The organism is Alloprevotella sp. oral taxon 473 str. F0040 (assembly GCF_000318095.2).
Lineage (GTDB): Bacteria > Bacteroidota > Bacteroidia > Bacteroidales > Bacteroidaceae > Alloprevotella.
The window spans coordinates 325,510-347,681 of the sequence record NZ_KB290717.1 but is presented as its reverse complement, the minus strand read 5'-3'; the positions used below and the strand labels follow the sequence as shown (position 1 = coordinate 347,681).

17 protein-coding genes are annotated in these 22,172 nt (G+C 41.5%); 4 read left to right on the top strand and 13 right to left on the bottom strand.

Translation table 11 applies throughout. The features are described 5' to 3' along the window. Window positions 1–2: 2 nt before the first annotated feature. Window positions 3–992 carry a Gfo/Idh/MocA family protein gene (locus HMPREF9999_RS07045; protein WP_044063253.1) on the bottom strand — a complete coding sequence of 330 codons (990 nt, stop codon included), beginning with the start codon at window positions 990–992 and terminating at the stop codon, window positions 3–5. 58 nt (window positions 993–1,050) lie between these two features. On the opposite strand from HMPREF9999_RS07045, the gene HMPREF9999_RS07040 reads away from it, so the two are divergent. From HMPREF9999_RS07040 to HMPREF9999_RS07030, 3 genes are read left to right on the top strand one after another with little or no spacing between them, the layout of a single operon-like run. Next, on the top strand, window positions 1,051–1,644 hold the full coding sequence (locus HMPREF9999_RS07040) for a hypothetical protein (protein WP_009752010.1): 594 nt from the start codon (window positions 1,051–1,053) through the stop codon (window positions 1,642–1,644). A 5-nt stretch (window positions 1,645–1,649) separates the two neighbouring features. Further along, window positions 1,650–3,314, top strand: coding sequence for a M6 family metalloprotease domain-containing protein (locus HMPREF9999_RS07035; protein ID WP_009752009.1), 1,665 nt, complete (start codon window positions 1,650–1,652; stop codon window positions 3,312–3,314). Window positions 3,315–3,348: 34 nt separating this feature from the next. Continuing rightward, window positions 3,349–3,978 carry a lipocalin-like domain-containing protein gene (locus tag HMPREF9999_RS07030; RefSeq protein WP_009752008.1) on the top strand — a complete coding sequence of 210 codons (630 nt, stop codon included), beginning with the start codon at window positions 3,349–3,351 and terminating at the stop codon, window positions 3,976–3,978. Between the two features lie 203 nt (window positions 3,979–4,181). Here the strand turns inward: HMPREF9999_RS07030 and HMPREF9999_RS07025 are convergent, their stop codons facing one another. From HMPREF9999_RS07025 to HMPREF9999_RS06990, 8 genes are all read right to left on the bottom strand, one after another. Then, window positions 4,182–4,598, bottom strand: a complete 417-nt coding sequence (locus HMPREF9999_RS07025) for a deoxycytidylate deaminase (protein ID WP_009752007.1) — start codon at window positions 4,596–4,598, stop codon at window positions 4,182–4,184. Between the two features lie 103 nt (window positions 4,599–4,701). After that, on the bottom strand, window positions 4,702–6,750 hold the full coding sequence (locus HMPREF9999_RS07020) for a M3 family metallopeptidase (protein WP_009752006.1): 2,049 nt from the start codon (window positions 6,748–6,750) through the stop codon (window positions 4,702–4,704). A 3-nt stretch (window positions 6,751–6,753) separates the two neighbouring features. After that, on the bottom strand, window positions 6,754–8,058 hold the full coding sequence (locus tag HMPREF9999_RS07015; RefSeq protein ID WP_009752005.1) for a tetratricopeptide repeat protein: 1,305 nt from the start codon (window positions 8,056–8,058) through the stop codon (window positions 6,754–6,756). An 84-nt stretch (window positions 8,059–8,142) separates the two neighbouring features. Beyond that, window positions 8,143–9,438 carry a tetratricopeptide repeat protein gene (locus tag HMPREF9999_RS07010; protein ID WP_009752004.1) on the bottom strand — a complete coding sequence of 432 codons (1,296 nt, stop codon included), beginning with the start codon at window positions 9,436–9,438 and terminating at the stop codon, window positions 8,143–8,145. 49 nt (window positions 9,439–9,487) lie between these two features. Then, complete coding sequence (gene gyrA, locus HMPREF9999_RS07005; protein ID WP_044063337.1) at window positions 9,488–12,088, bottom strand: DNA gyrase subunit A; 2,601 nt, start codon at window positions 12,086–12,088, stop codon at window positions 9,488–9,490. A 226-nt stretch (window positions 12,089–12,314) separates the two neighbouring features. Further along, window positions 12,315–12,575: a hypothetical protein gene (locus tag HMPREF9999_RS07000; RefSeq protein ID WP_009752002.1), complete on the bottom strand. Its 261-nt coding sequence runs from the start codon at window positions 12,573–12,575 to the stop codon at window positions 12,315–12,317. 2 nt (window positions 12,576–12,577) lie between these two features. Then, window positions 12,578–13,000 (bottom strand): hypothetical protein, encoded by a 423-nt coding sequence (locus HMPREF9999_RS06995; protein ID WP_009752001.1) that lies wholly within the window; start codon window positions 12,998–13,000, stop codon window positions 12,578–12,580. A 12-nt stretch (window positions 13,001–13,012) separates the two neighbouring features. Beyond that, window positions 13,013–13,219 (bottom strand): YtxH domain-containing protein, encoded by a 207-nt coding sequence (locus HMPREF9999_RS06990; protein WP_009752000.1) that lies wholly within the window; start codon window positions 13,217–13,219, stop codon window positions 13,013–13,015. Window positions 13,220–13,525: 306 nt separating this feature from the next. Between HMPREF9999_RS06990 and HMPREF9999_RS06985 the strand changes: the two genes are divergently transcribed. After that, window positions 13,526–14,023: an SPOR domain-containing protein gene (locus HMPREF9999_RS06985; protein WP_009751999.1), complete on the top strand. Its 498-nt coding sequence runs from the start codon at window positions 13,526–13,528 to the stop codon at window positions 14,021–14,023. A gap of 609 nt (window positions 14,024–14,632) precedes the next feature. On the opposite strand, the gene carB is transcribed toward HMPREF9999_RS06985, so the two are convergent. The 4 genes from carB to HMPREF9999_RS06965 all read right to left on the bottom strand — a co-directional run bounded on the left by carB (window position 14,633) and on the right by HMPREF9999_RS06965 (window position 22,154). Continuing rightward, the gene (carB, locus tag HMPREF9999_RS06980) at window positions 14,633–17,884 is read right to left on the bottom strand and encodes a carbamoyl-phosphate synthase (glutamine-hydrolyzing) large subunit (RefSeq protein WP_009751998.1); all 3,252 of its coding nucleotides are present in this window, start codon (window positions 17,882–17,884) and stop codon (window positions 14,633–14,635) included. A gap of 6 nt (window positions 17,885–17,890) precedes the next feature. Then, complete coding sequence (carA, locus tag HMPREF9999_RS06975; RefSeq protein ID WP_009751997.1) at window positions 17,891–18,982, bottom strand: glutamine-hydrolyzing carbamoyl-phosphate synthase small subunit; 1,092 nt, start codon at window positions 18,980–18,982, stop codon at window positions 17,891–17,893. A 110-nt stretch (window positions 18,983–19,092) separates the two neighbouring features. Then, the gene (locus HMPREF9999_RS06970) at window positions 19,093–21,015 is read right to left on the bottom strand and encodes a glutamine amidotransferase (RefSeq protein WP_009751996.1); all 1,923 of its coding nucleotides are present in this window, start codon (window positions 21,013–21,015) and stop codon (window positions 19,093–19,095) included. Window positions 21,016–21,281: 266 nt separating this feature from the next. Continuing rightward, window positions 21,282–22,154, bottom strand: a complete 873-nt coding sequence (locus HMPREF9999_RS06965; RefSeq protein WP_009751995.1) for a hypothetical protein — start codon at window positions 22,152–22,154, stop codon at window positions 21,282–21,284. Window positions 22,155–22,172: the final 18 nt, after the last annotated feature.

The window sequence follows — 22,172 nt, the reverse complement described above, 5'->3', positions numbered from 1 at the left end:
TGCTAGAATTTCCCTAATATTCGGTCTATAGCCCAGTTGGTTGGCGTTGCACTTACGGAGTCACAGGTGCAGATGCCAGAGCCGTTGAGATGATCCATGATATTCTTGAGCAAAGGCACTTGTACATGTTGAGGATTCTCTACAACAATGTGCTGTTCTCCCGCTTCATTCTGAAGATGGATCGGAAGGTAAGTAAACACAGAGAATGACAATTGCCCCTTATCGCCAATAAGAAGAATACGATCTTCCTTTGCGCTTTCATGAGCAACGAAACACCAAGTTCCAGAAGCTGGGATGCCATTAGCAAAACGGAACGCTGCACTTACCGAATCTTCTGTACTATAGAGCTGACGGAGATTGGCTTTATAACCTTGCACTTCAACTATTGGGCCAAAAAGCTGCTGAAGGTAATCTAGTTGATGTGGTGCTAAATCATAGAAATATCCTCCTCCAGCTATATCTGGTTGCAGTCTCCAAGGGAGATTTCTTGAGTTATAATCCAAGTCTCTAGGCGGTACAGAAAATCTAATTTGAGCAGATAGAACTTTTCCGATAGCTCCCTCTTCGATTAATGCTTTTACACGCTGAAAGTAGGGCAAGTACCGTCGATAGTATGCCACAAAGCAAGGAGTATGTTGAGATGCAGCTACGCGGTTTATACGTAGGCAGTCGGCATAATGTGTAGCAAGTGGTTTCTCAACATAAACAGCCTTCTGAGCATTCAATGCCATAATGGCAAAAGTAGCGTGCGTGGAAGGAGGAGTGGCGATATAGATGGCATCTACATTGGGGTCAGTCACCAGATTTTGTGCGTCAGTGTACCAATGTGGTATATCATGTCGTTCTGCAAAAGCCGAAGCACGCTCAGCACGTCGACTCATGACTGCTACCACCTTTGCATTAGGAAGTTCTGAAAAGGCGGGCAGCATCTTCTTTTCTGTGGCTTCACCGCAACCAATAAAGCCCCATCTAATCGTTTTTTGGTGTTCCATAGGAGCAAAGTTACACAAAATTGTCGTACCTTCGCTTGTAAATAATAGCTTTTTCATTATGATGACATATAAACAAGCTCTACTCTTACTTATGCATTACCCAAATCGGAATGCACGCCCAATGCTTTTGTCTTTTTTCTTTACGGCTTTAGGAGCAGCTGCAGCGATTTTTGGCTTCTGCCATGCTGCTTTTGAAATGGGTGTGCCTTGGTGGGTGTTAGAACAGCAAGGGCTTCCTCGAGAATTACTTTGGGAGATTATGTTAATTGATTTTGTGGGTATTTCCATTCTGGGACTTGGTATTATTGTTTTTCTCATAGGATTGATTAAATCTCATCGTGAAGCCTTAAAGGTTGTACATCTTTTACAGCTCAAAGGACGACATTATCCAGAAATATCGGCTGAACAACGTCTTTCTAGAATCACAATCGCGCTAACGATTTCCTTAATTGCGATAACCATATTGGCTCTTCCTCAAATTGTTGTTGCACTGGGATTGTTTCAAACAGCCAATTCTAGTTTGATGCTTGACGATGCTTTCGTTCCTATTTGGGTATATATAGTGCAAGCTCTGTTCTCTTTTGTTGGAATGTATTTACTGCTTATGCTTGGTGTATACTTCCGACTCGTTTTTTCAACTAAGAAGAAATAATATCTATGCGTTATATACTTTTCATCCTCTCATCATTACTATGGGCTGTATCCTTCGGTGCTCGACCTGTGCGCCATATTCTTACGAAAAACACCGCAGGAGAACCTGTGATGCTTCCTTATAATCATCGGTCTAGTGAGGTTTTTTCAGGAAAAACCTGCTTTCCTTCTTCTTCTCAGCAGATAGCAACACGTGCCTTTCATACTGTTAATCCAGATGGTATTGGTAAATATGGAGAAAGTGCTGCAGGAATTGTTCCCAGTATTGGAGAACCTATTATTCCTGTTGTGATGGTGGAGTTTGATGATGTAGCGTTTCAATCGACCACGACTCCTGATTTAGTGAATCGCTATTTCAATGAAAAAGGGTTCAATAGTGCCAAGGGATGGGGAGGAAGTGTAAGAGACTATTTTGTAGACCAAAGTTATGGACTTTTTTCTCCTAAATTCAATGTTGTAGGTAAAGTTAAACTCCCTAAGCCTCGTGCTTATTATGGGAATAATTCAGGAAATAGTGCACACGTTAATATTGATGAATTCTACCATTCTGCTGTGCAGCAAGCTATGCAATTGGGCGTTTCATTTGAAACTTTTAAAACAACACAACAAAATATCCCTCTCGTGATTCTATATTTTGCTGGAGCAAGTGAGAATAGTGCGTTAGAGTCGGGTAGTGAAGATTATCTTTGGTCGGCGTTTAAAGAATCTCCGTACAATATTGATGGTCATAGTTTTCAAAGTTATTTGGTGGTTGGAGAGCTCATCAATCATTATAAATCAGAAAATGGCAAGCTTCTTCGCGATGCTCAGAAGAATCCAATTGTAGATTATGCAGAATTGGAAGGTCCTGGAGTGAAATGTCACGAAATCTGCCATGCGCTTGGACTACCAGATGTATATGACACTCAAAACAACTATCTTGAAACCCCAGACTACCTTGATCTTATGGATTATGGTCAATATGTGACAACGATGGGTGAGCGACCTATGGGCTTGTCTGCTTATCAGCGCAGTTGTCTAGGCTGGCTTCGATTAGCCGACTTGGAAAAGGATAGGACAGGTTATTATCAATTGTTACCCCTCCATAGCAAAGTATCAGAGCCTAACTCTGAGAACGAATCCCAAGCCTTTATTTTTCGTAATTCACAGAATCCTAGGGAGTTTTTTATTCTTGAGAATAGACAGCCTAGTACTTGGTTTCCCAAGAATTTAGGTGTGGGAATGTTGGTCTACCACGTTGACTACGACGCTTATTCTTGGGTTAGTAATCGCGTAAATGTAGAAGCAAAGCAACAGCGCTATGAAATAGTTCCAGCAGATGGTAAAAGACAAACGCATAATGAAGGATCCAAAAACGATTTTGCTGGAGACTTTTTCCCAGGCTTCAAGAATGTTACATCTTGGACAGCAACAACTTCTCCTGCTATTGTTTGGAGAACAGGAAACGATAATCGAGCTTTATATGGAATAACTATCAAGGTGCCAACATTAAATATTGGTTTTGCTCTGAACGATCAAACATTAGTTAGCATTATCCACCGGAATGTGCAAACATCGTTGAACTCTTTTGATGATCGCTACTATAATCTCCAAGGAAAAGTCCAAGAAAACCCAAAGGAAGGACACATCTACTTACACCAAGGGCAAAAAGTAATCTTTTATCATCACTAATATTTCTCTTTTAAAGGATCATTCTATAGTGTATATGTTGAAAAAAATGATGTTGCTGACTTGTTTCTTTATGGGAATGCAAGTGCTTCATGCTCAATCACTGGGATCTATTGTAAATAGAGCAAAGAATGCAGCCTCAAAAGCTGTGGGTAGCGCCAAGGACAATGTACAAGCGGCATTCATTGGTACACAATCTGTTACAGCTAAACAACTAGTCGGCACCTGGACCTATCAACAACCTGCATTAGTTTTTGAGAGTAATAACCTAGTAAGCCAAGTTGGGGCAACAGGATTGACAGAAAAAATTGAAAAGAATGCTGCGAGTTATTTATCGAAGTATGGAATCAAATCAGGTTCTTTGACGATAACTTTTAATGCCAATGGTGGTTATTCCGCAGTATTAAAGGAAAGAACCATCAGTGGTACTTACAAGTTAAATGGGGCAACGCTTACTTTAGTTGCTCCACAAGAAGTTGTTACTGTGCCAGTCAATGCTAAATTGCAAAGCAACCAGTTGCAGTTGGCTGTTCATGCAGATAAGCTACTTCCTTTGTTGCAAACGTTGATAGGAAGTGCATCAAAATCCTCAGAACAAGCTGCCACTGTTACTAGCATATTGAAGCAGTATAAAGGCGCACTCCTTGGTTTTAAGCTAAAGAAGTAAGAAGATAAAACGCTTGGTATTTACTGCAAAATAGAAAAAAGTCCGTGTCAAAAGAATTTACTTTTGACACGGACTTTATAGAACCTCCAGAGATTGTATAATACATTCTAAAGAAGAGGATAGGGGAGTAAGAGCGAAATACATGTTTCTGCTTACAATCCACTCATAACACTCTAATGAAAGTGCGTGGAAGTGAGTTGTTGTTATAGCGGAAGATGAACAACCTCCACGTTTGCACGCTTGAGCAAGTCGAGCCCCTCATGCAAACGATATTCACGAGCGTAAACAACTCTACGAATTCCTGCTTGAATGATCAATTTAGAACACTCAATACAGGGCTCATCTGTAACATACAACGTAGCCCCGTCTGAATTATTACCAGAACGGGCAATTTTTGTAATAGCATTAGCTTCTGCATGAAGCACGTAAGGTATTGTGTTTCCATCCTTATCTTCGCACATGTTCTCGAATCCTGAAGGTGTACCATTGAATCCGTCTGAGATAATCATCTTATCCTTTACTATTAGTGCACCAACTTGTCTGCGAATACAATAGGAATTCTCAGCCCAAATAAGAGCCATTCGGAGGTAGCGATGGTCAAGAGTATCTTTTTTGTCCATACTTGTCTATATCATTGGGATTTATCGTAGTCATTATCAGAAAATCGTACCTTATCCTAGTACTATCCTTGGCGTTTATCTTGAATGAAAGAATAATGATTAACTACTGATCGGGGAGTTGCAAACCATCTCTTTTCAGCATAGCTTGAATTGTGGCTGGTCTGCCTCGAAAATCATTATAAAGTTTTTGCGGATGTACTGTTCCTCCTCGAGACAGAATCTTTTCTCGGAAATCCTTAGCTACTTCTCTGCTGAAGAGACCGCGCTCCATAAAAGCAGAAAACGCATCTGCATCTAATACTTCTGCCCACTTATAACTATAGTAGCCTGCAGCATAGCCCCCACTCATGATATGGCCAAACTGAACAGACATACATGCTTCTTCCATTCTTGGTAAGAGTTGAACTGATTGCCATGCTTGATGTTCAAAACTTCGAAGATCCTCTTCTAATGGTTTGGTACGTGTGTAGTATGCCATGTCAAGAAGCCCAAAACTAACTTGACGCATACAGGCATAAGCGGCATTAAAGTTATGAGCTTTGCGAATGCGCTCTATCAAATTTTGAGGTATATCCTCACCTGTCTGATAGTGTTTTGCGAAAGTGCGTAGAAACTCGGGTCGTAAAGCATAGTTCTCCATAAATTGTGAGGGAAGCTCAACAAAATCCCAGTATACATTCGTGCCACTTAAGCTTTTATAGCGTGTTTTGGCAAAGATGCCATGTAAGGCATGCCCAAATTCATGTAAAAAAGTCTCTAGCTCATCAAAAGTTAGGAGGGAAGGGGTATTCTTAGTTGGCTTAGTGAAGTTCATTGTTACACTGACATGCGGACGATGCTCACCTTTATCATCAATGTACTCCTCTTGGTATGAAGTCATCCAAGCACCACTTTGCTTTGAGGTACGAGGAAAGAAGTCTGTATATAGCACTGCAAGGAATACACCATCATTGTCAAGAACGTCATAAGCTTTTACATCTGGATGATAAACTGGGATGTCTTTATTCTCTTCAAAGGTAATGCCGTAGAGAGTTGTAGCTAGATTAAATACACCAGAGGTTACGTTAGAAAGCTCTAAGTAAGGGCGCAACATCTCTGCGTCTAGATTATAATCTCTCAATTGAAGCAAATGAGAATAGTGGGCAAAATCCCAGGGCTGAAGTGTAAAGTCTTTTCCTTCTTGTTCTTTGGCAAGTGCTTCTACAGCTGCCACGTCATGCTTTCCCGATTCGAAGTAGTATATTTTGAGATTCTCTAATAGTTCATAGACCTTATCTGGTGTTTCTGCCATACGATTCTTAAGCACATAGGTAGCATAATTGGGGTAACCGAAAAGCTGTGCTAGTTCCATGCGAAGATTTACAAGCTTACGACACACATCGAAGTTATTATATTCGTTGTCTTTTGTGCATTTAGTCATGTATGCACGATATAATTGTTCGCGAAGCTCACGCACTTCAGAGTATTGCATAAAAGGAACAAAGGAAGGTGCATGGAGGGTTATCACCCATCCTTCTAAGCTCTTCTCTTGTGCAGCCAGTTCTGCTTGATCAACTTGACTCTTAGGAAGCCCTTTTAGTTGTGACTTGTCTGTCAAATGAAGATAGAAAGCATTGGTCTCTTTGATATTATTCTGAGAGAACTTTAAAGATGTCTTTGATAGTTCAGCTTTTATGGCTCGGAATCTTTCTTTCTTCTGTGAATCAAGGGTTGCACCTGAACGTTCGAATCCATCGAATGTCTTCTCTAGAAGCATTTTGTCCTCTTCCTGAAGTGTCGGTTCAAGGCGTTCTAAGTCGTAAACAGCTTTGACGCGGGCAAACAATGCTTCATTGAGCATGATGTTAGAAGAGTGCTCACTTAGAAGTGGAGACATTCTTTCTGCCAATTGTTCTAGTTCCTCACTAGTACAAGCGGATAGCTGATTATACATTAGAGTTGTAGCTTTTTCTAGTATCTGTCCAGTTGCAGATAAGGCTACAATCGTATTTTCAAAGGTAGGTGGAGTAGATTGTGATGCTATATTAGCTACTTCCTCTGCTTCTATTCTTATTCCTTCTTTAATCGCAACCTCGATGTCAGCGATAGAAATATCTGGAAAAGGAAATGTATTATGTGGAGTTTGCCAATTAGGCTGTAAAAGAAGATTCATATTTTATGATTTGTGGGGATTGCCTATTTGAGAAATCGCTTCAAACTCTTTCCCTAGATTGAGCTTAAGGTAGACTTCATAGAGAAGTGGCTGCCATTCTTGAATATCCTTTGAAGCTCTAGACCGATAGACTTCAAGGTGTGGTCGCGCTTTAAGATAAAAGTCTTTCTGTTGTTCTAAAGCTTCCTTATATCCCGTAGATCGGATGCTGAGTGGGAGCTGAATAGCCCGAGCTTTTCGGCAATATGCTCGACCAATATAAAGATGAGCACGGAACAAGGTAGAATCACAGGCCAAAGCTTGCTCCGAAGCTCGAATACTTAGGTCATGTTGTTTAAGATTATCATAAGCTTGTGCCGCTGTTAATGGAAAGAGTCCATTAGAAGGATATTTATCTATAAGCCTATTAGACAATTCCACAACGGCCTGATAGTCTTTATGTGCAAATAGGTCTTCAGAAAGCGATTTGAAGAAGAAGAGATGCTGAGGATATTCATCCACTCCGCATTGTAAATAAAATCTATAGCCTTTAGCGTTCTTGTTAGCGGCATTCACAAGAGCAAGAGTCTCAAGAATAGAAGAACGCTTACTTGAATCTTGAAGAGCAAGCTCTGCGTAATGTTCTGCATCTTTGTATTGCCCCGCAGCAAAGCTTGCATATAAGAATTGTTCTGCATTAGACACTAATTGCTGCTGAGATATATTTGCAGGATGCTCATTAGAAAAGATTGCACTATTACGAGCTTCTAAGGCTTGTCGCGCAAACCTTCTTGCTTTGTCCCAATCACTTTTACGAGCAAAAAAATGAACAGCTACAGAAAGATTGGGATAAAGACGATTAAGAAGGCGATTTAACTCGTGACGATGCGAAGGCTGTTTGGATGAACTCTTTAGTTCGCTAGTCTCTGCACTATCGGTAAGTAAGGCATACGTGAAAATAGTATGTATACTTTGGAAGAAAGCAGCTGTGTCTGGCTTTTGTTTCAAATAGATGCGCTCATTTTCATTTTCACAAAGAAGTTTAGCGGCTTCAACCCCTAAATAATAAATGCGAGCATTGCAGGAGCTTAGAGTGCCATTTTTCTGTTTTTCTATAAGTCGCAAAGCTTCTGCCGACTTCTTTGCTTTTATTGCCGCACGAATTTCTTTTACACTCTTTTGAGCATAGGAAATCTGAGGTGCTACGCATGCAAGCAGAAACAATGCATTTAGTAAACACTTTCTTAGGTCGAAGAGACAAAGAATAGAAGTAAATCCTGATCTCAGCAGCGTCCTGTGGAAGAACAGCTTTTTAGAAAAAGCACTCATAGGGTCTAGTCTTAATTGTGGAAAAACAGAGACGCAACTCACTGTTGCGCCTCTGCATCATGATTTTGAATTTATGAGAAGGAATTAGTGCAAACCCTGGCGCATAATGTTCTCCATTTCCTCTGCCTTGGCTTTCTGGTTGAGGTTAGAGTAAATTTGTTCCAAGGCTGAAGCCCAAAGGCGACTACGTTCGGGAGCCAATTCACGTACTTTCTCCATCAAAGGTAAAGCCTTTTCGAAGTAACCACGAATTTCTTTTAGCTCTTTATTGTAAAGATCTACTGCCTTCTGGCCTTTGACGCGATCCAAGTTGCTACCGGCATACTTGTACCCTCCATTTTGGCGTTTGGTAACGACTTCATTGATGTAGCAATAAGCTTTGTTAGCCATCGCTTCTAGATAGTTAGGGTCAAGCTCTAAGGCTTTATCAAACGCATTACGAGCTGCTGCATAATCATGCTTAAGATTCATGTCAACGTATCCCTTGATAAACCAAGCTGATTTACTTTGAGGATTTTTAGCAACCATTTCGTTAGCTGTTTCCTCTGCAGACTTAACATCATTCTTTTCATTGTAGACTGCTACAAGACTTTCCATGAAAGCTTGATTGTCTTCGATGTTGTCAATGGCATGCTTCAAATCATTGACATAAGCCAAAGTGTCCTTCTTACCAGTAAGATTGGCTTCAAATCGCATCAAATATAGATCGCGAACTGGAATCTTTGCTTCGGCTAGTAACTCCTTTTTATGCAAGAGTTCTTGGGTTTGGCGAAGAACATCATCCCATTTCTTCATTTCATAAGCCAACATACTGCAGTAATAGCTGGCTTGAGCATAGTTCTGGGCCTTTGCTTGAATAAGTGAGTCACGTTTATCGGCCAATGCAGGATTATTGACGAATTGTAGATGCTTATTGAAGTATTCGTAAGCTCCTGCTTTGTCACGATTCTGATTTAGAAAGATACCTGCATAGAAGAAATAATCTTGACACCCTAACAACACACGAGTATTTTCAGGAGAGAATTTCACTTTTGGCATCTTACCTTTCGCATCTGGAGTATGTTCCGCAACATAGCTCTTGGTAAAATAGTCCACCATTTCATTCAAAGAAGAAATGAATTTGGCAGTGTCAAGAGGTTCATTTTGAGCTGCCTTCATCAATTCTGGGTTGAACTGTGTGCTTACTAGTTTACCCGCCTGATTGTAGATTTCCGCAAACTTCGTAGTTTTGGGATTATCAAAAGAGGACTTAAGGACCTCAAGAGCTTCGGCTGTTTTATTCTGTTCTTGCAGAAAAGCCGCCTTACTGATGACGCTGTTTTGTGCCATGCTTACCATAGAGCATGCGGCAACAGCAGCCAATGAGAAGATTTTCTTCATGGCAAAATGGTTTTGTTGTAAAATTAATTCTTAGATAATTGAAGACAATTTAGATATCAGCATTTTCTACGACATCACCGTCTGAACTATCATTAATAGAGTCTGTTGTATCTGTTACGTTGTCTGAAGTATACTCAGAATCTTCATTGAGTACTTGTTCGATTTCTTCTTCGTCCTCTTCGGTCGAAGAAGGAACTTGGCAAACACTACTAATGATGTCATTTCGTTTCTTGAGGTCAATCAAACGTACGCCTTGGGTAGCACGACCAGCTAGACGAATATCGGCAACTCGTAAACGCAACGTGATTCCACTCTTATTGATAATCATAAGATCTTCTTCTTCCGTTACGCTCTTGATAGCAACAACGTTACCAGTCTTGTCAGTGATATTTAGTGTTCTGACACCTTTACCTCCGCGGTTTGTAACGCGATAGTCATCAATTGCACTACGTTTACCATAACCTTGTTCGCTTACGACAAGAATGCTTTCGCGTTCTGCATCGTTCACGCAAACCATACCAACAATTTCGTCGGCTTCATTGTCGAGCAACATACCACGAACTCCTGTGGCATTACGTCCCATTGTGCGAACAACACTCTCATTGAAGCGGATGGCTCGGCCATTTTTATTTGCCATTACGAGTTCATCAGTGCCATTAGTGAGTACAACACTAACTACACGGTCATCTTCGTTGATGTTAATGGCATTAACCCCATTTGTGCGTGGGCGAGAGTATTCCGTTAAACGCGTCTTCTTCACGACACCTCTTTGAGTTGCAAAGACAACATAGTGGTTTTCGCAGAAGGTTTCATCTTTGAGCTTGCGAATATGCAAACAAGCATTGATACGATCATCAGGCTCGATATTGAGCATATTTTGGATAGCACGTCCCTTCGATTGGCGTGTTCCTTCTTCTATTTCATATACGCGTAACCAGTAGCAGCGTCCCTTAGCTGTAAAGAACAGCATGGTATTATGCATCGTAGCCTGGTAGATGTATTCAATAAAGTCTTGGTCTCGTGTAGACCCACCTTTTGCACCTACACCACCTCGACCTTGAGCACGGAACTCTGCGAGGGGGGTACGCTTAATGTAGCCAAGATGGCTGATGGTAATAACGACTTCATCATCAGCATAGAAGTCCTCTGCATTAAAGTTAGAGAGGTCGGGTAGAATCTCAGTTTTGCGTTCATCACCATAGGCTTCTTTGACTTCAATAAGTTCATCTTTAATCACCTTTTTGCAGAGTTCTGAATCAGAAAGAATCTTATTGAAGTAGGCAATCTTCTTTTCCAGTTCCTCGAATTCAGCATGTAGCTTTTCTTGCTGAAGACCTGTCAGTTGAGCTAAACGCATTTCAACAATAGCCTTGGCTTGAATCTCATCTAATTCAAAGCGTGACATTAAGCGTTCTTGTGCTTCCTGGGTGTTTCGACTAGAGCGAATGATTGCAACAACCTCGTCAATATTATCAGAAGCTATGATAAGTGCACGAAGAATATGTTGGCGTTCTTGAGCTTTTCTCAAATCAAAGCGAGTGCGACGAATGACAACGTCATGGCGATGATCTACAAACTGCTTAATGCATTCCTTGAGAGTAAGCAATTTTGGACGCATTTTCGCAGGTGAAGTTCCTGGTATAGGAACAAGCGCGATACAATTCACTGCAAAACTAGTTTGCAGACCAGTCATCTTGTAGAGTTTGTTAAGCACCACATTTGCATTCTGACCTCGTTTCACGTCAACAACAATTCGCATGCCCTCACGGTCAGACTCATCGTTCACATTAGTGATACCCTCTACTCGGTTTTCTTTCGAAAGCTGAGCGATAGATTTTACTAAATCAGCTGTGTTCGTACCATAAGGGACAGCACGAATCACAATTTTATCATGCTGCACACCAGTCTCTATCTCGGCCTTAGCACGAATAATAACACGACCTCTACCAGTGTCATAAGCACTGCGGATGCCCGCATTCCCCAATATGTAAGCACCTGTAGGGAAATCTGGCCCTTTAATGTGTTGCATTAGGCCATCTACATCAATCTCTGGATTATCAATATAGGCTACACAGCCATCAATGACTTCACCTAGATTATGAGTAGGTACGTTGGTTGCCATACCCACTGCGATACCAGTTGCACCATTTACCAAGAAAGATGGAATGCGGGTGGGCAATACAGATGGTTCATCGCGTGAGTTATCGTAGTTACGGTTCATATCCACCGTTTCCTTTTCGATATCTTGCATCATGGCCTCACCTACGAGACTCATCTTCGCCTCCGTATAACGCATAGCTGCGGCACCATCTCCATCCATTGAGCCAAAGTTACCCTGGCCTATAACAAGAGGGTAGCGCATAGCCCAAGGTTGTGCCATACGTACTAAGGCACCATACACAGAACTATCGCCATGAGGGTGATACTTACCCAATACCTCACCTACTATTGCGGCTGATTTCTTTGTTGCTTTATCGTGAGTGATGCCCATGTCCATCATGCCATATAGAATACGACGATGCACAGGCTTAAAACCATCGCGAACATCAGGGAGAGCACGGCTCACTATAACCGACATTGAGTAGTCGATGTATGAGGACTTCATTTCCTCCTCAATATTCACCTGTTTAATTCTATCTGTTTCTTGAATCATATCGATTGTATTTGCTGCAAATTTACGCATTTAACGCGATATGACCCAAGAAAGCTCTGATTCTTTTGTAGCTCTAATTCGCAATAGAAGGCATTTATAAGCCTTCTAAGCGCGTTTTCCCTAGTTTTGCAATAATTAATACTGATAAAACGTATCTAAAATACTGATCCCATATAAACAAAAAAGACAGGCAAGACTTATAATGTCTTGTCTGTCTGATAAGTTATTTACGATTACCTCTCGAAAGGAATCGAGTGGCCTTCCCAAATCGGTGAAAGAGCTTATAGCCCATCATTGCGCCGTCAAAGATACTCCATGCCCGAGAAGCGAAGTTAACCATCGATTCAAGTTTATTATTGGAGGCTGGGGGAGGAGCTGTGAGTTCGTTGAAATCCTCAGCGATAGATTGTTCCAAACGCTTGAGTTCTTTTTGCACGCGCTTCCTTTCCCATCGTATCTTTTCTAAGGTGTTGATTGCTGCCATAATCAAAAGTTATTTTGATAAAAAGAACCATCCTTCGCATTAGAAGATTCGTCTTGTTCTTCATCCTCAGGTGCATCCCCTATAAAAACAGAGGATAGAAAGCGAGCAATAGGATTGATGAGCAAGCTTTTACGGAATGCGACTAATAAGACTCCTAATAGGATAAAAAGACAGGCTACTACACAACAAGCGACTACGGCTCCCCCTACTATGGGGACTAGAGCGAAAACTAGTGCAAATGATAGTAGCAGCACAACTATGCTAGCAACTCCAATCAACACCACAGCAACGACAAGCAAGGTCAATACTAAAGCCAACTTACTTACGACGTCGAGCTGCATCCCTTTAAGGCGTAGCTCTCCATAGCGTTTCAAATTGGAGATGAGTCTTGCTATTATTTCTACGTTGTGGTCGTTAGAAAACACGTGATTCGAGCTTTATTCTGTTACGGCACTAAGTTCTTCTGCGATGTCGTCCACCAAACTCTCAAGCTCTTTACCATTGAGTCTGATGCCACGCTTGCGAATAGCTTCTGCAATTCGTGAACGCATATCTTCACCCTTTTCGGGAGCAAAGAGAATACCACAGGCAGCGCCGACTGCTGCACCGCCCAAAAAAGCTGCGAGAATGCTTAATCCTTTCATGATGAATGTGTATTAAATGTGAGAAACTTAAATGTTTGATGCTCCAAAAATACCTATTTTTCTCGAGACTCCAATACTTATTTATCAGAAATTCCATTGTTTAATGTTTTTTGTAGTACTCTTCACGGCTTATTACCCATTTTCCTTGTATATTTGCGCTAAATAGAAATTTTCCGAATCAAAGAAGTAGTCTTTACTAGCAATATTAAGGCATGTCAATTGCTTCTTGTTTTCAAGAATTCTTTGAGTCGGAGTTCTAAAATTGGACTTTGATAACAATCTACGTAAAAGATAAAAGTAACAGACATGAAGAATCACGTAATTCTTGCATTAAGTTTATGCACAGTGGCTATGTTCACAGCCTGCAAATCTCAGGAAAGTGCTTATCGCCAAGCATATGAAAAGGCTCGCGCACAAGAACAGAATAAAACGACTCAAACGGTGACAATTGCACCTCAGCCACAAGAACAAGTGACTCCAGTTGCAACTCAACCTGTTTACAACGACGATGCTACACCTGTTCGCACAATCCAAGGTGGTGTGACTGTTGTTAATGGAGAACCTCTCAAGGCTTTCAGTGTTGTTGTAGGTAGCTTTGTCAACCAAACAAACGCAGAAGGACAAATGAGCTCCTTGCGTAGCCGTGGTATGGCTGCTCGTGTCGTAAAGACAAACGAAACTATTAGCGGTCATACAGGTTGGTATCGCGTCGTCGCATCTTCTTTTGATACAAAAGGTGAAGCTGTTCAAAGTCGTAATACTTTGATTGGCATGTACCCAGGAGCCTGGATTCTTGGCCGTTAATTACTTTAATGTGTCATTTTTTGACTATAAAGCGCATCTATCTATGCATAGATGCGCTTTATGTTTATTTATAATCTTCGAAAGATAAGTCAATACAATTCGCGATTTTAGTGACTTATAAGAATGTATTTCACTTCGCTCACTCCTTTATTCTTGAATATGCTAATACTAGAGCTTCTTCTAACTAAGTGAGTATTAGGGTTAGATGACATACAATCCTTTATTAAGACCATAATTAAGGGATAGCGATTAGCACTCGCTCTTGTTTTTCAAGATTTTCAGCTATGATATAGATATTTTTTTCCTAGAGTTTACAGTTATATCTCCAAGATTTTAGTGGAATTCTCAGAGTTTTTTCTAAAGAAGTTCGAGTTTTTCTAAAGTACGAAATAGAACTATCCTGGCCCAGAAAGCTAGATATATGCTAATTAAGCTGATAAGATTGTCTTGAACATTCGTGATGTTGTTGAGGTTAGGCATAAACAATAGCAAATTGAAAGATGCATTAAAAGAACTCTCTACTCTTTAGCGTGGAAATACAAGATCCGCCTTCTGACAATAGCAGAAGGCGGATCTGTATTTACGGCTAGTCTGTATACTCTTTTCGTATTAGAATTCTTGCCAACTCTTAATCTCTAAATCTTCAACTCGCGTAGTTGTGAAAGCATAGATAAAAGCAGAAGCTAAACGAGCATTAGTGAGTAGAGGGATATTGTGATCAATGGCAGCACGTCGAATCTTGTAACCGTTAGTCAATTCCCCAGTAGAGAAGTTCTTGTGGATGTTGACTACCATTTCAACTTTCTTGTCACGTAGTAAATCTAAAGCTCTGGGCAACTTAGCTTCAGCACTATCAGGCGAGAGAGCTTCTACCTCGCTCGGCCAAAGTACGCGTACACTAGGGATTCCATTCTCAGAAAGATAGCGTGAAGTACCCTCCGTTGCATAGATGCAGTATCCGTGATTTGCTAATCTGTGTGCAGCTTCCAGCATATCTGCTTTGTTTTTACCACTACCGGTAGACAGCAATACATTCTTCTTAGGAATGCGCAAGCCTACTGACAACAAACTCTTGAGCAATGCTGAATTAGCATTCTCGCCTAAGCAGCCAACCTCACCAGTAGAAGCCATGTCTACCCCCAAAACGGGGTCTGCCTTTTGAAGGCGATTGAAGGAGAACTGAGAAGCTTTGACACCAACATAGTCGAGATCGAAGAGAGACTTAGAAGGTTTCTCAACTGGAAGACCAAGCATCACGCGAGTGGCAAGCTCTATAAGATTAATCTTTAGCACCTTGCTTACGAAGGGGAAGGAACGTGATGCACGGAGGTTACATTCTATGACCTTAATGTCGTTCTCACGAGCAAGGAATTGGATGTTGAAAGGGCCTGAGATGTTGAGTTCGCGTGCAATCTGTTTGGAAATCTTCTTGATGCGACGCGCAGTCTCAACATACAATTTTTGAGGAGGGAACTGGATTGTAGCATCTCCAGAGTGAACTCCAGCAAATTCAACGTGTTCTGAGATGGCATACGCAATGATTTCGCCATTCTTTGCCACAGCATCCATTTCGACTTCCTTGGCGTGTTGCAAAAATTGAGATACCACCACTGGGTGTTTCTTGCTGACGTTGGCTGCCATGGTAAGGAACCGTTCTAAATCCTCTTGATTGTGGCAAACATTCATTGCTGCACCCGAAAGCACATAACTTGGACGAACCAAGACAGGGAAGCCTACTTCCTTAATGAAAGCATTGATGTCATCCATAGAAGTAAGTGCGCTCCATGCGGGTTGGTCAACACCAATTCTGTTGAGCATTGCTGAGAACTTCTCACGGTCTTCTGCATTGTCGATATCCTTTGCCTGAGTTCCAAGGATGGGAACACGTTGTTCATCGAGTCGAAGTGCCAAGTTGTTAGGAATTTGTCCGCCTGTGCTAACAACTACACCATAAGGAGCTTCGAGGTCTAGAATGTCCAGCACACGTTCAAAAGTGAGTTCGTCAAAATATAGACGATCACACATGTCATAGTCTGTAGAAACAGTCTCTGGATTGTAGTTAATCATCACAGAGCGGTATCCTTCTTTTCGGATGGTATTGAGAGCTTGTACTCCACACCAGTCAAATTCCACAGAAGAACCAATGCGATAAGCTCCCGAACCTAACACGACTACTGAACGCTTGTCATTTTCAAAACGAATGTCGTGTGCAATACCACTATAAGTAAGGTAAAGATAATTCGTTTGAGCTGGGTACTCTGCAGCAAGTGTATCGATTTGCTTCACGTAGGGAACGATTCCAGCGCGCTTACGATGCTCTCGCACCAGCAAGCTAGCACGTTCTGAATCCATGTCTTGCTCCATGCCTAAAGCGCGTGCAATTTGGAAGTCAGTAAATCCTTGTCGTTTAGCTGTTGCTAGAAGAGAAGAGTCAAGCGTGTTGATATTGCCACATGCATGAAGAGCAAGACTTGTTTCGTAGATGTTATATAGTTTCTTGAGGAACCACAAGTCTATCTTGGTCAGATCATGGATTTGTTCTATTGTATAGCCTTGCTTGAAGGCCTTTTCAATGACGAAGATTCGCTTGTCTGTTGGTGCTTTAAGAGCTGCTTCTACATCTTCAATCGTCAACTCACGATTCTCAACAAAACCATGCATCCCTTGGCCTATCATGCGCAATCCTTTCTGAATAACTTCTTCAAAGGTGCGGCCAATAGCCATGACTTCTCCCACAGACTTCATAGAACTACCAAGTTCACGATCTACACCTCGGAATTTACCTAAGTCCCAACGAGGAATTTTACATACAACGTAGTCAAGAGCTGGTTCAAAGAATGCTGCTGTGGTTTTTGTCACTGAGTTCTTCAAATCGAACAGACCGTATCCTAGGCCGAGCTTCGCTGCGACGAAAGCCAATGGGTATCCTGTAGCTTTAGAAGCCAATGCAGAACTACGGCTAAGACGAGCATTAACTTCGATTACACGATAATCCTCGCTTTCTGGGTCAAAGGCGTATTGGACATTACATTCACCAACAATGCCTACATGGCGAACAATTCGAATAGCAAGCTCGCGAAGCTTATGGTATTCGCTATTTGTCAAGGTCTGTGAAGGCGCAATGACAATGGATTCACCAGTGTGGATGCCGAGTGGGTCGAAGTTCTCCATATTGCAGACCGTAATACAGTTATCAAAACGGTCGCGTACAACTTCATATTCAACTTCTTTCCAGCCTTTAAGACTTTTTTCTACCAAAACTTGAGGTGAAAAAGCGAAAGCCTTTTCTGCGAGTTTATTGAGTTCTTCTTCATTGTCGCAGAAACCAGATCCTAAACCGCCGAGTGCGTAAGCTGCACGTATGATTACGGGATATCCAAGAGTTTTAGCTGCACGACGAGCATCCTCAATGTTGTTCACAGCTTCACTCTTGATGGTCTTTACATCAATCTCATCAAGTTTCTTGACAAAAAGTTCACGGTCTTCCGTATCCATGATGGATTGTACGGGAGTTCCCAAAACTTTTACGTTATATTTTTCTAGCACACCACTTTGGTATAGCTCAACACCGCAGTTGAGTGCTGTCTGCCCACCAAAGGCAAGCATAATACCTTGGGGTCTTTCTTTCTCAATAACACGCTCTATGAAGTAGGGTGTAACAGGAAGGAAATAGATTTGGTCAGCTACCCCTTCAGAGGTCTGTACAGTTGCAATATTGGGATTGATGAGAATGGTATCAATACCTTCTTCTTTAAGAGCTTTAAGGGCTTGGCTACCTGAATAGTCAAACTCTCCGGCCTCACCAATCTTGAGTGCGCCAGAACCGAGGAGAAGAACTTTCTTAATACTAGGGTCAATCATGATGGTTTATTTGAGAAGGTTTACGAAGTCATCAAAAAGAAAATCAGTATCTACTGGGCCACTGCAGGCTTCTGGATGGAATTGAGCGGAAAACCAGGGGTTAGTTTTATGTCGCACCCCTTCATTAGATCCATCATTCATGTTTACAAAGTATGGTTCCCACTCTGCTGATAAAGTATCAGACTTTACTGCATAACCATGGTTTTGAGAAGTGATGAAGCAGCGATTCGTACCCACCATACGCACAGGTTGGTTGTGAGAACGATGGCCATATTTCAATTTATAGATGGTAGCACCTGCAGCTTTTGATAAGAGCTGATTTCCCATGCAAATGCCCATGCAAGGACGCACCTTGGGATTCTCCAAAAAACTACGGATATGTCCTACTGTTACAGCGCAGGTCTCGGGGTCTCCAGGTCCATTTGCCAAGAAAAGTCCATCAAACTCCAATTGATTAAAGTCATAGTCCCATGGTACTCGCACAACTTCTACACCACGATTGATTAAGCTGCGAATGATATTGTGCTTCACACCACAGTCCACAAGAACAACTTTTGGAGCATCAGTTGCACCATTGCTAGGAGCATAGTGAATAATCTCTTCGCAACTTACTTTTGCTACGAAGTTTATCCCTTCGTATTGGGCCTCTGGTATCTCGTTAGGCAGATCATCAAAGAGAATTTTCCCCATCATTACCCCATGTTCACGAAGCACCTTGGTAAGCTCGCGTGTATCTATTCCTGTAATGCCAGGTACTTTCTCTCGTTTCAACCATTCCGCTAAGCTTTCTTGAGCGTTCCAATGTGAATAGTTTTCACTATAGTCGCTCACAATGATGGCACTTGCATGAATCTTGTTACTTTCCATGAAGGTAGCAAGTCCATTGTCCTCAATTGTAAAAGGAGGTACACCATAATTGCCGACCAACGGATAGGTTAGCACCATGAGCTGTCCTGCATAAGAGGGGTCAGTAAGGCTTTCTGGATAGCCCATCATGGCAGTATTGAACACAACTTCTCCAGCTATGGGAGCTTCGTAGCCAAAACTTTCTCCATGAAATTGAGAGCCATCGCTGAGCAAAAGGGTTACTTTTCGCATTTTCTATGAAGGTAATAGGGTGAATCAAGTATGGATGATTAATCTTGTCGCAGCATCTATTTGCTAATATAAACAGACGTGCTTTGGAAGTTGAAGATATTGAGATTTGATTAAGACAGCAACTCTGCTTGATGAGTTTCCATGTAGCGGATAAAGGCTGCGTTTACACATTTGTTTCCACCAGGGGTAGGATAATATCCGCTAAAATACCAATCACCAGGACTATTGGGACATGCCTTGTGTAGGTCTTCAATGCTGAGGTATACCATGTGGATTTCTGTATCCACACCTGTAGGCCTTAATAACTCTATCATCTTGATGTTTAGATCTTCTTCAGTAAATGGAGCATAAAGCTCACGTATGAAATTCTGAACCTTTTCCTTTGGAAGATTTTCTTGGCTTTTACAGCGATGATAAAGATTTGTGAGCATATTCATCGTTCCGCGTTCTTGGTGGAGGGCTATAGCAGCACGGAAAGCTATAAACTCGTCCATATTAGCCATATCAATTCCATAATAATCTGGATAGCGCACTTGCGGAGAACTGCTAACAATAACTATGCGTTTAGGATGTAAGCGATTCAGAATACGAAGAATACTTTCCCGTAAAGTAGTTCCTCTAACAATGCTATCGTCAATAACAACTAAATTGTCTACGTGAGGCAAAACGCTACCATAAGTAATGTCGTAGACGTGCGCAGCTAAATCATTACGTGAATTGCCTTCTGCAATAAAAGTACGCATCTTAATGTCTTTCCAGGCCACTTTCTCAGCACGTATGTGACGAGATAGTACTTGGGCTATACGAGTTTCAAGAGCAGTTTTTCCAGCTTCGGAACTATAAGCTGGGTCTTTAAGTAAAGCCGTAATAGCTTGTGTCTTCTGGTGATTAAGATATTCCTCGAAACCTTGGTATAGACCATAATATGCAGCTTCTGCAGTATTAGGAATATAAGAAAAAACAGTGTTGTCTACTTCATTGTTGATGGCTTTCAAGATAGAAGGCACGAGTCGACGCCCCATTTCTTTACGTTCTTGATAAATATCAATGTCTGAACCACGACTAAAGTAGACACGTTCAAAGGAGCATGACGCAAGTTTCTGCGCTGGAAGTATTTGTTCTATTCGCAACTCTCCTTTGCGGTTAGTCATAATTGCTTGTCCAGGTTGAAGCTCAACTATATCATTTGCTTCTAGTCCAAATGTAGTTTGTAAGACAGGACGTTCACTAGCAAGTGCAAAGACTTCATCATCCTTATAATAGAATGCAGGACGAATGCCCCAGGGATCTCGTAGTACAAAGGTCTCTCCGCTACCTGTTATACCACAAACAACATAACCACCATCCCAAACAGGGGCAGACTCTTTAAGGATGTTCGCTACATTTATGCGACTTTCAATGTGTTCTGTAATATCGCGATCAGTCAGCCCAAGAGATTCTGCCTCTGCAAAGCATCGTTCCGCTTCACGATCGAGACGATGTCCTAATTGTTCAAGTAAGAGATATGTATCGCTAAGCATGCGAGGGTGCTGACCTTTTACGGCTATGTGGTCAAAAATCTCTTGCACGTTAGTCATATTGAAATTGGCGCACAAGCAAAGATTCTTTGCTCTCCAGTTGTTTCTACGTAGGAACGGATGGACATACGAAAGGCCACGCTTGCCAGTAGTAGAATACCGGAGGTGGCCCATATAAATCTCTCCTACAAAGGGGATGTTCTTGCCAGCGAAGTCAACATCGGCAAGTTCTTCAGGAGTAAAAGTGGAGAATTTAGCGTGAACTGCCGCAAAAATTTCTTGTATAGCAGTATTTCCTTGAGCACGCTCACGAAACATAAACTCATCTCCAGGTTCTGCCTGGAGTTTCAACGCAGCAAGTCCCGCAGCTTCTTGGCCACGGTTATGTTGTTTCTCCATCATTAGATAGAGTTTGTTGAGACCGTACATCCAGGTGCCGTATTTCTCTTTATAGTAGCTGAGAGGCTGGAGCAATCTAACCATTGCTACACCGCATTCATGCTTGATTTGTTCCATCAGATACGCTTTGTTCAGTTTCTTTGTTCGCAAAGTTACTACTTTATTTTGAGTTACTCTCTCTTCTGCTCCTTCTATTCTACAGTTTGAATCATGTTTTTAACGAGAGAAGCTGTTATTTGTTATTTAGTCATGACAAAATACATTGGACAACGATGGAAAAAGTGCTCTCTATTGAAGATTTACTCTTGCAACAGAAAGCACCCTATACAAAATTGGCAACGTTCTAAAATGTATCTCTTTTTTCGAATGAGAAATATTCTAATCTAGAATAAGGACAGTCCCACAGTGAGGGTTTGGAAGTCAGGACCATACCCTTTTTCAAACAAGGATTTAGGGGTATAGCGCACAAAGACGCCAAACCAGTCTTTTTTTATTTCTCCATAGAAAGACACCGTGGCAGGAGAGAAATGTATACCCTTTTTATAAGCATCTTGTTGTTCTGCTCCATTGGAATTCAGATAAGTATTGTAAATTCGCGGACGAACATTGAGATTCAACACAGGACCAACGCTCAAACACATTCCACTTTCTTGATATGTATAGAGTAGTGGGAAAGAATGTCTGTTGAGGCGAAAGACCGAACGAATCGGCGTTTGTCCTTTTGCGAAGGTTCCAATTGTGGTAACTCCATTATTGAGTTGAAATGCCAGACCACCATCAAGTGCAATCTTAGTCCAGCCATAGCTCCAACCCAATGAGAAACGATGGTGTCTGTTTCGAGTAATAGTAAAATTCGTCAAATTGAGCTCCACATCTATGTTGCGTCCCCAAACATCTGAATTAATACCTTTGGAACCATTTTGAGCAATATTAAACCCAAGGAGAAGACTACCTGCTGTCACTTCGTAAAAGTTCTTATTGTCGCCACTCTTCTTTTTGAGGGTAAGCGGAGCTTCAGGAAACTTCCAGCGACTGGCGGCAGCATCCACCAAACTAGTACCTTTAGTTGGAATAGTATAAACAAACTTTGCGGTTTTGTCATTATAAGCACCATCTACCTTTAGTGTGATAACTGAATCATTGCGAGTGAGTAGTACGGAATCCGGATGATTTACTTTTATGATAGTGTCATTGAGCTCAGCAGCAACAGCAGATAAGCCAAAGCTAACGAGAAGGGAAAGAAAAAAGCGTTTCATGTGTCGTTGAATTTTATG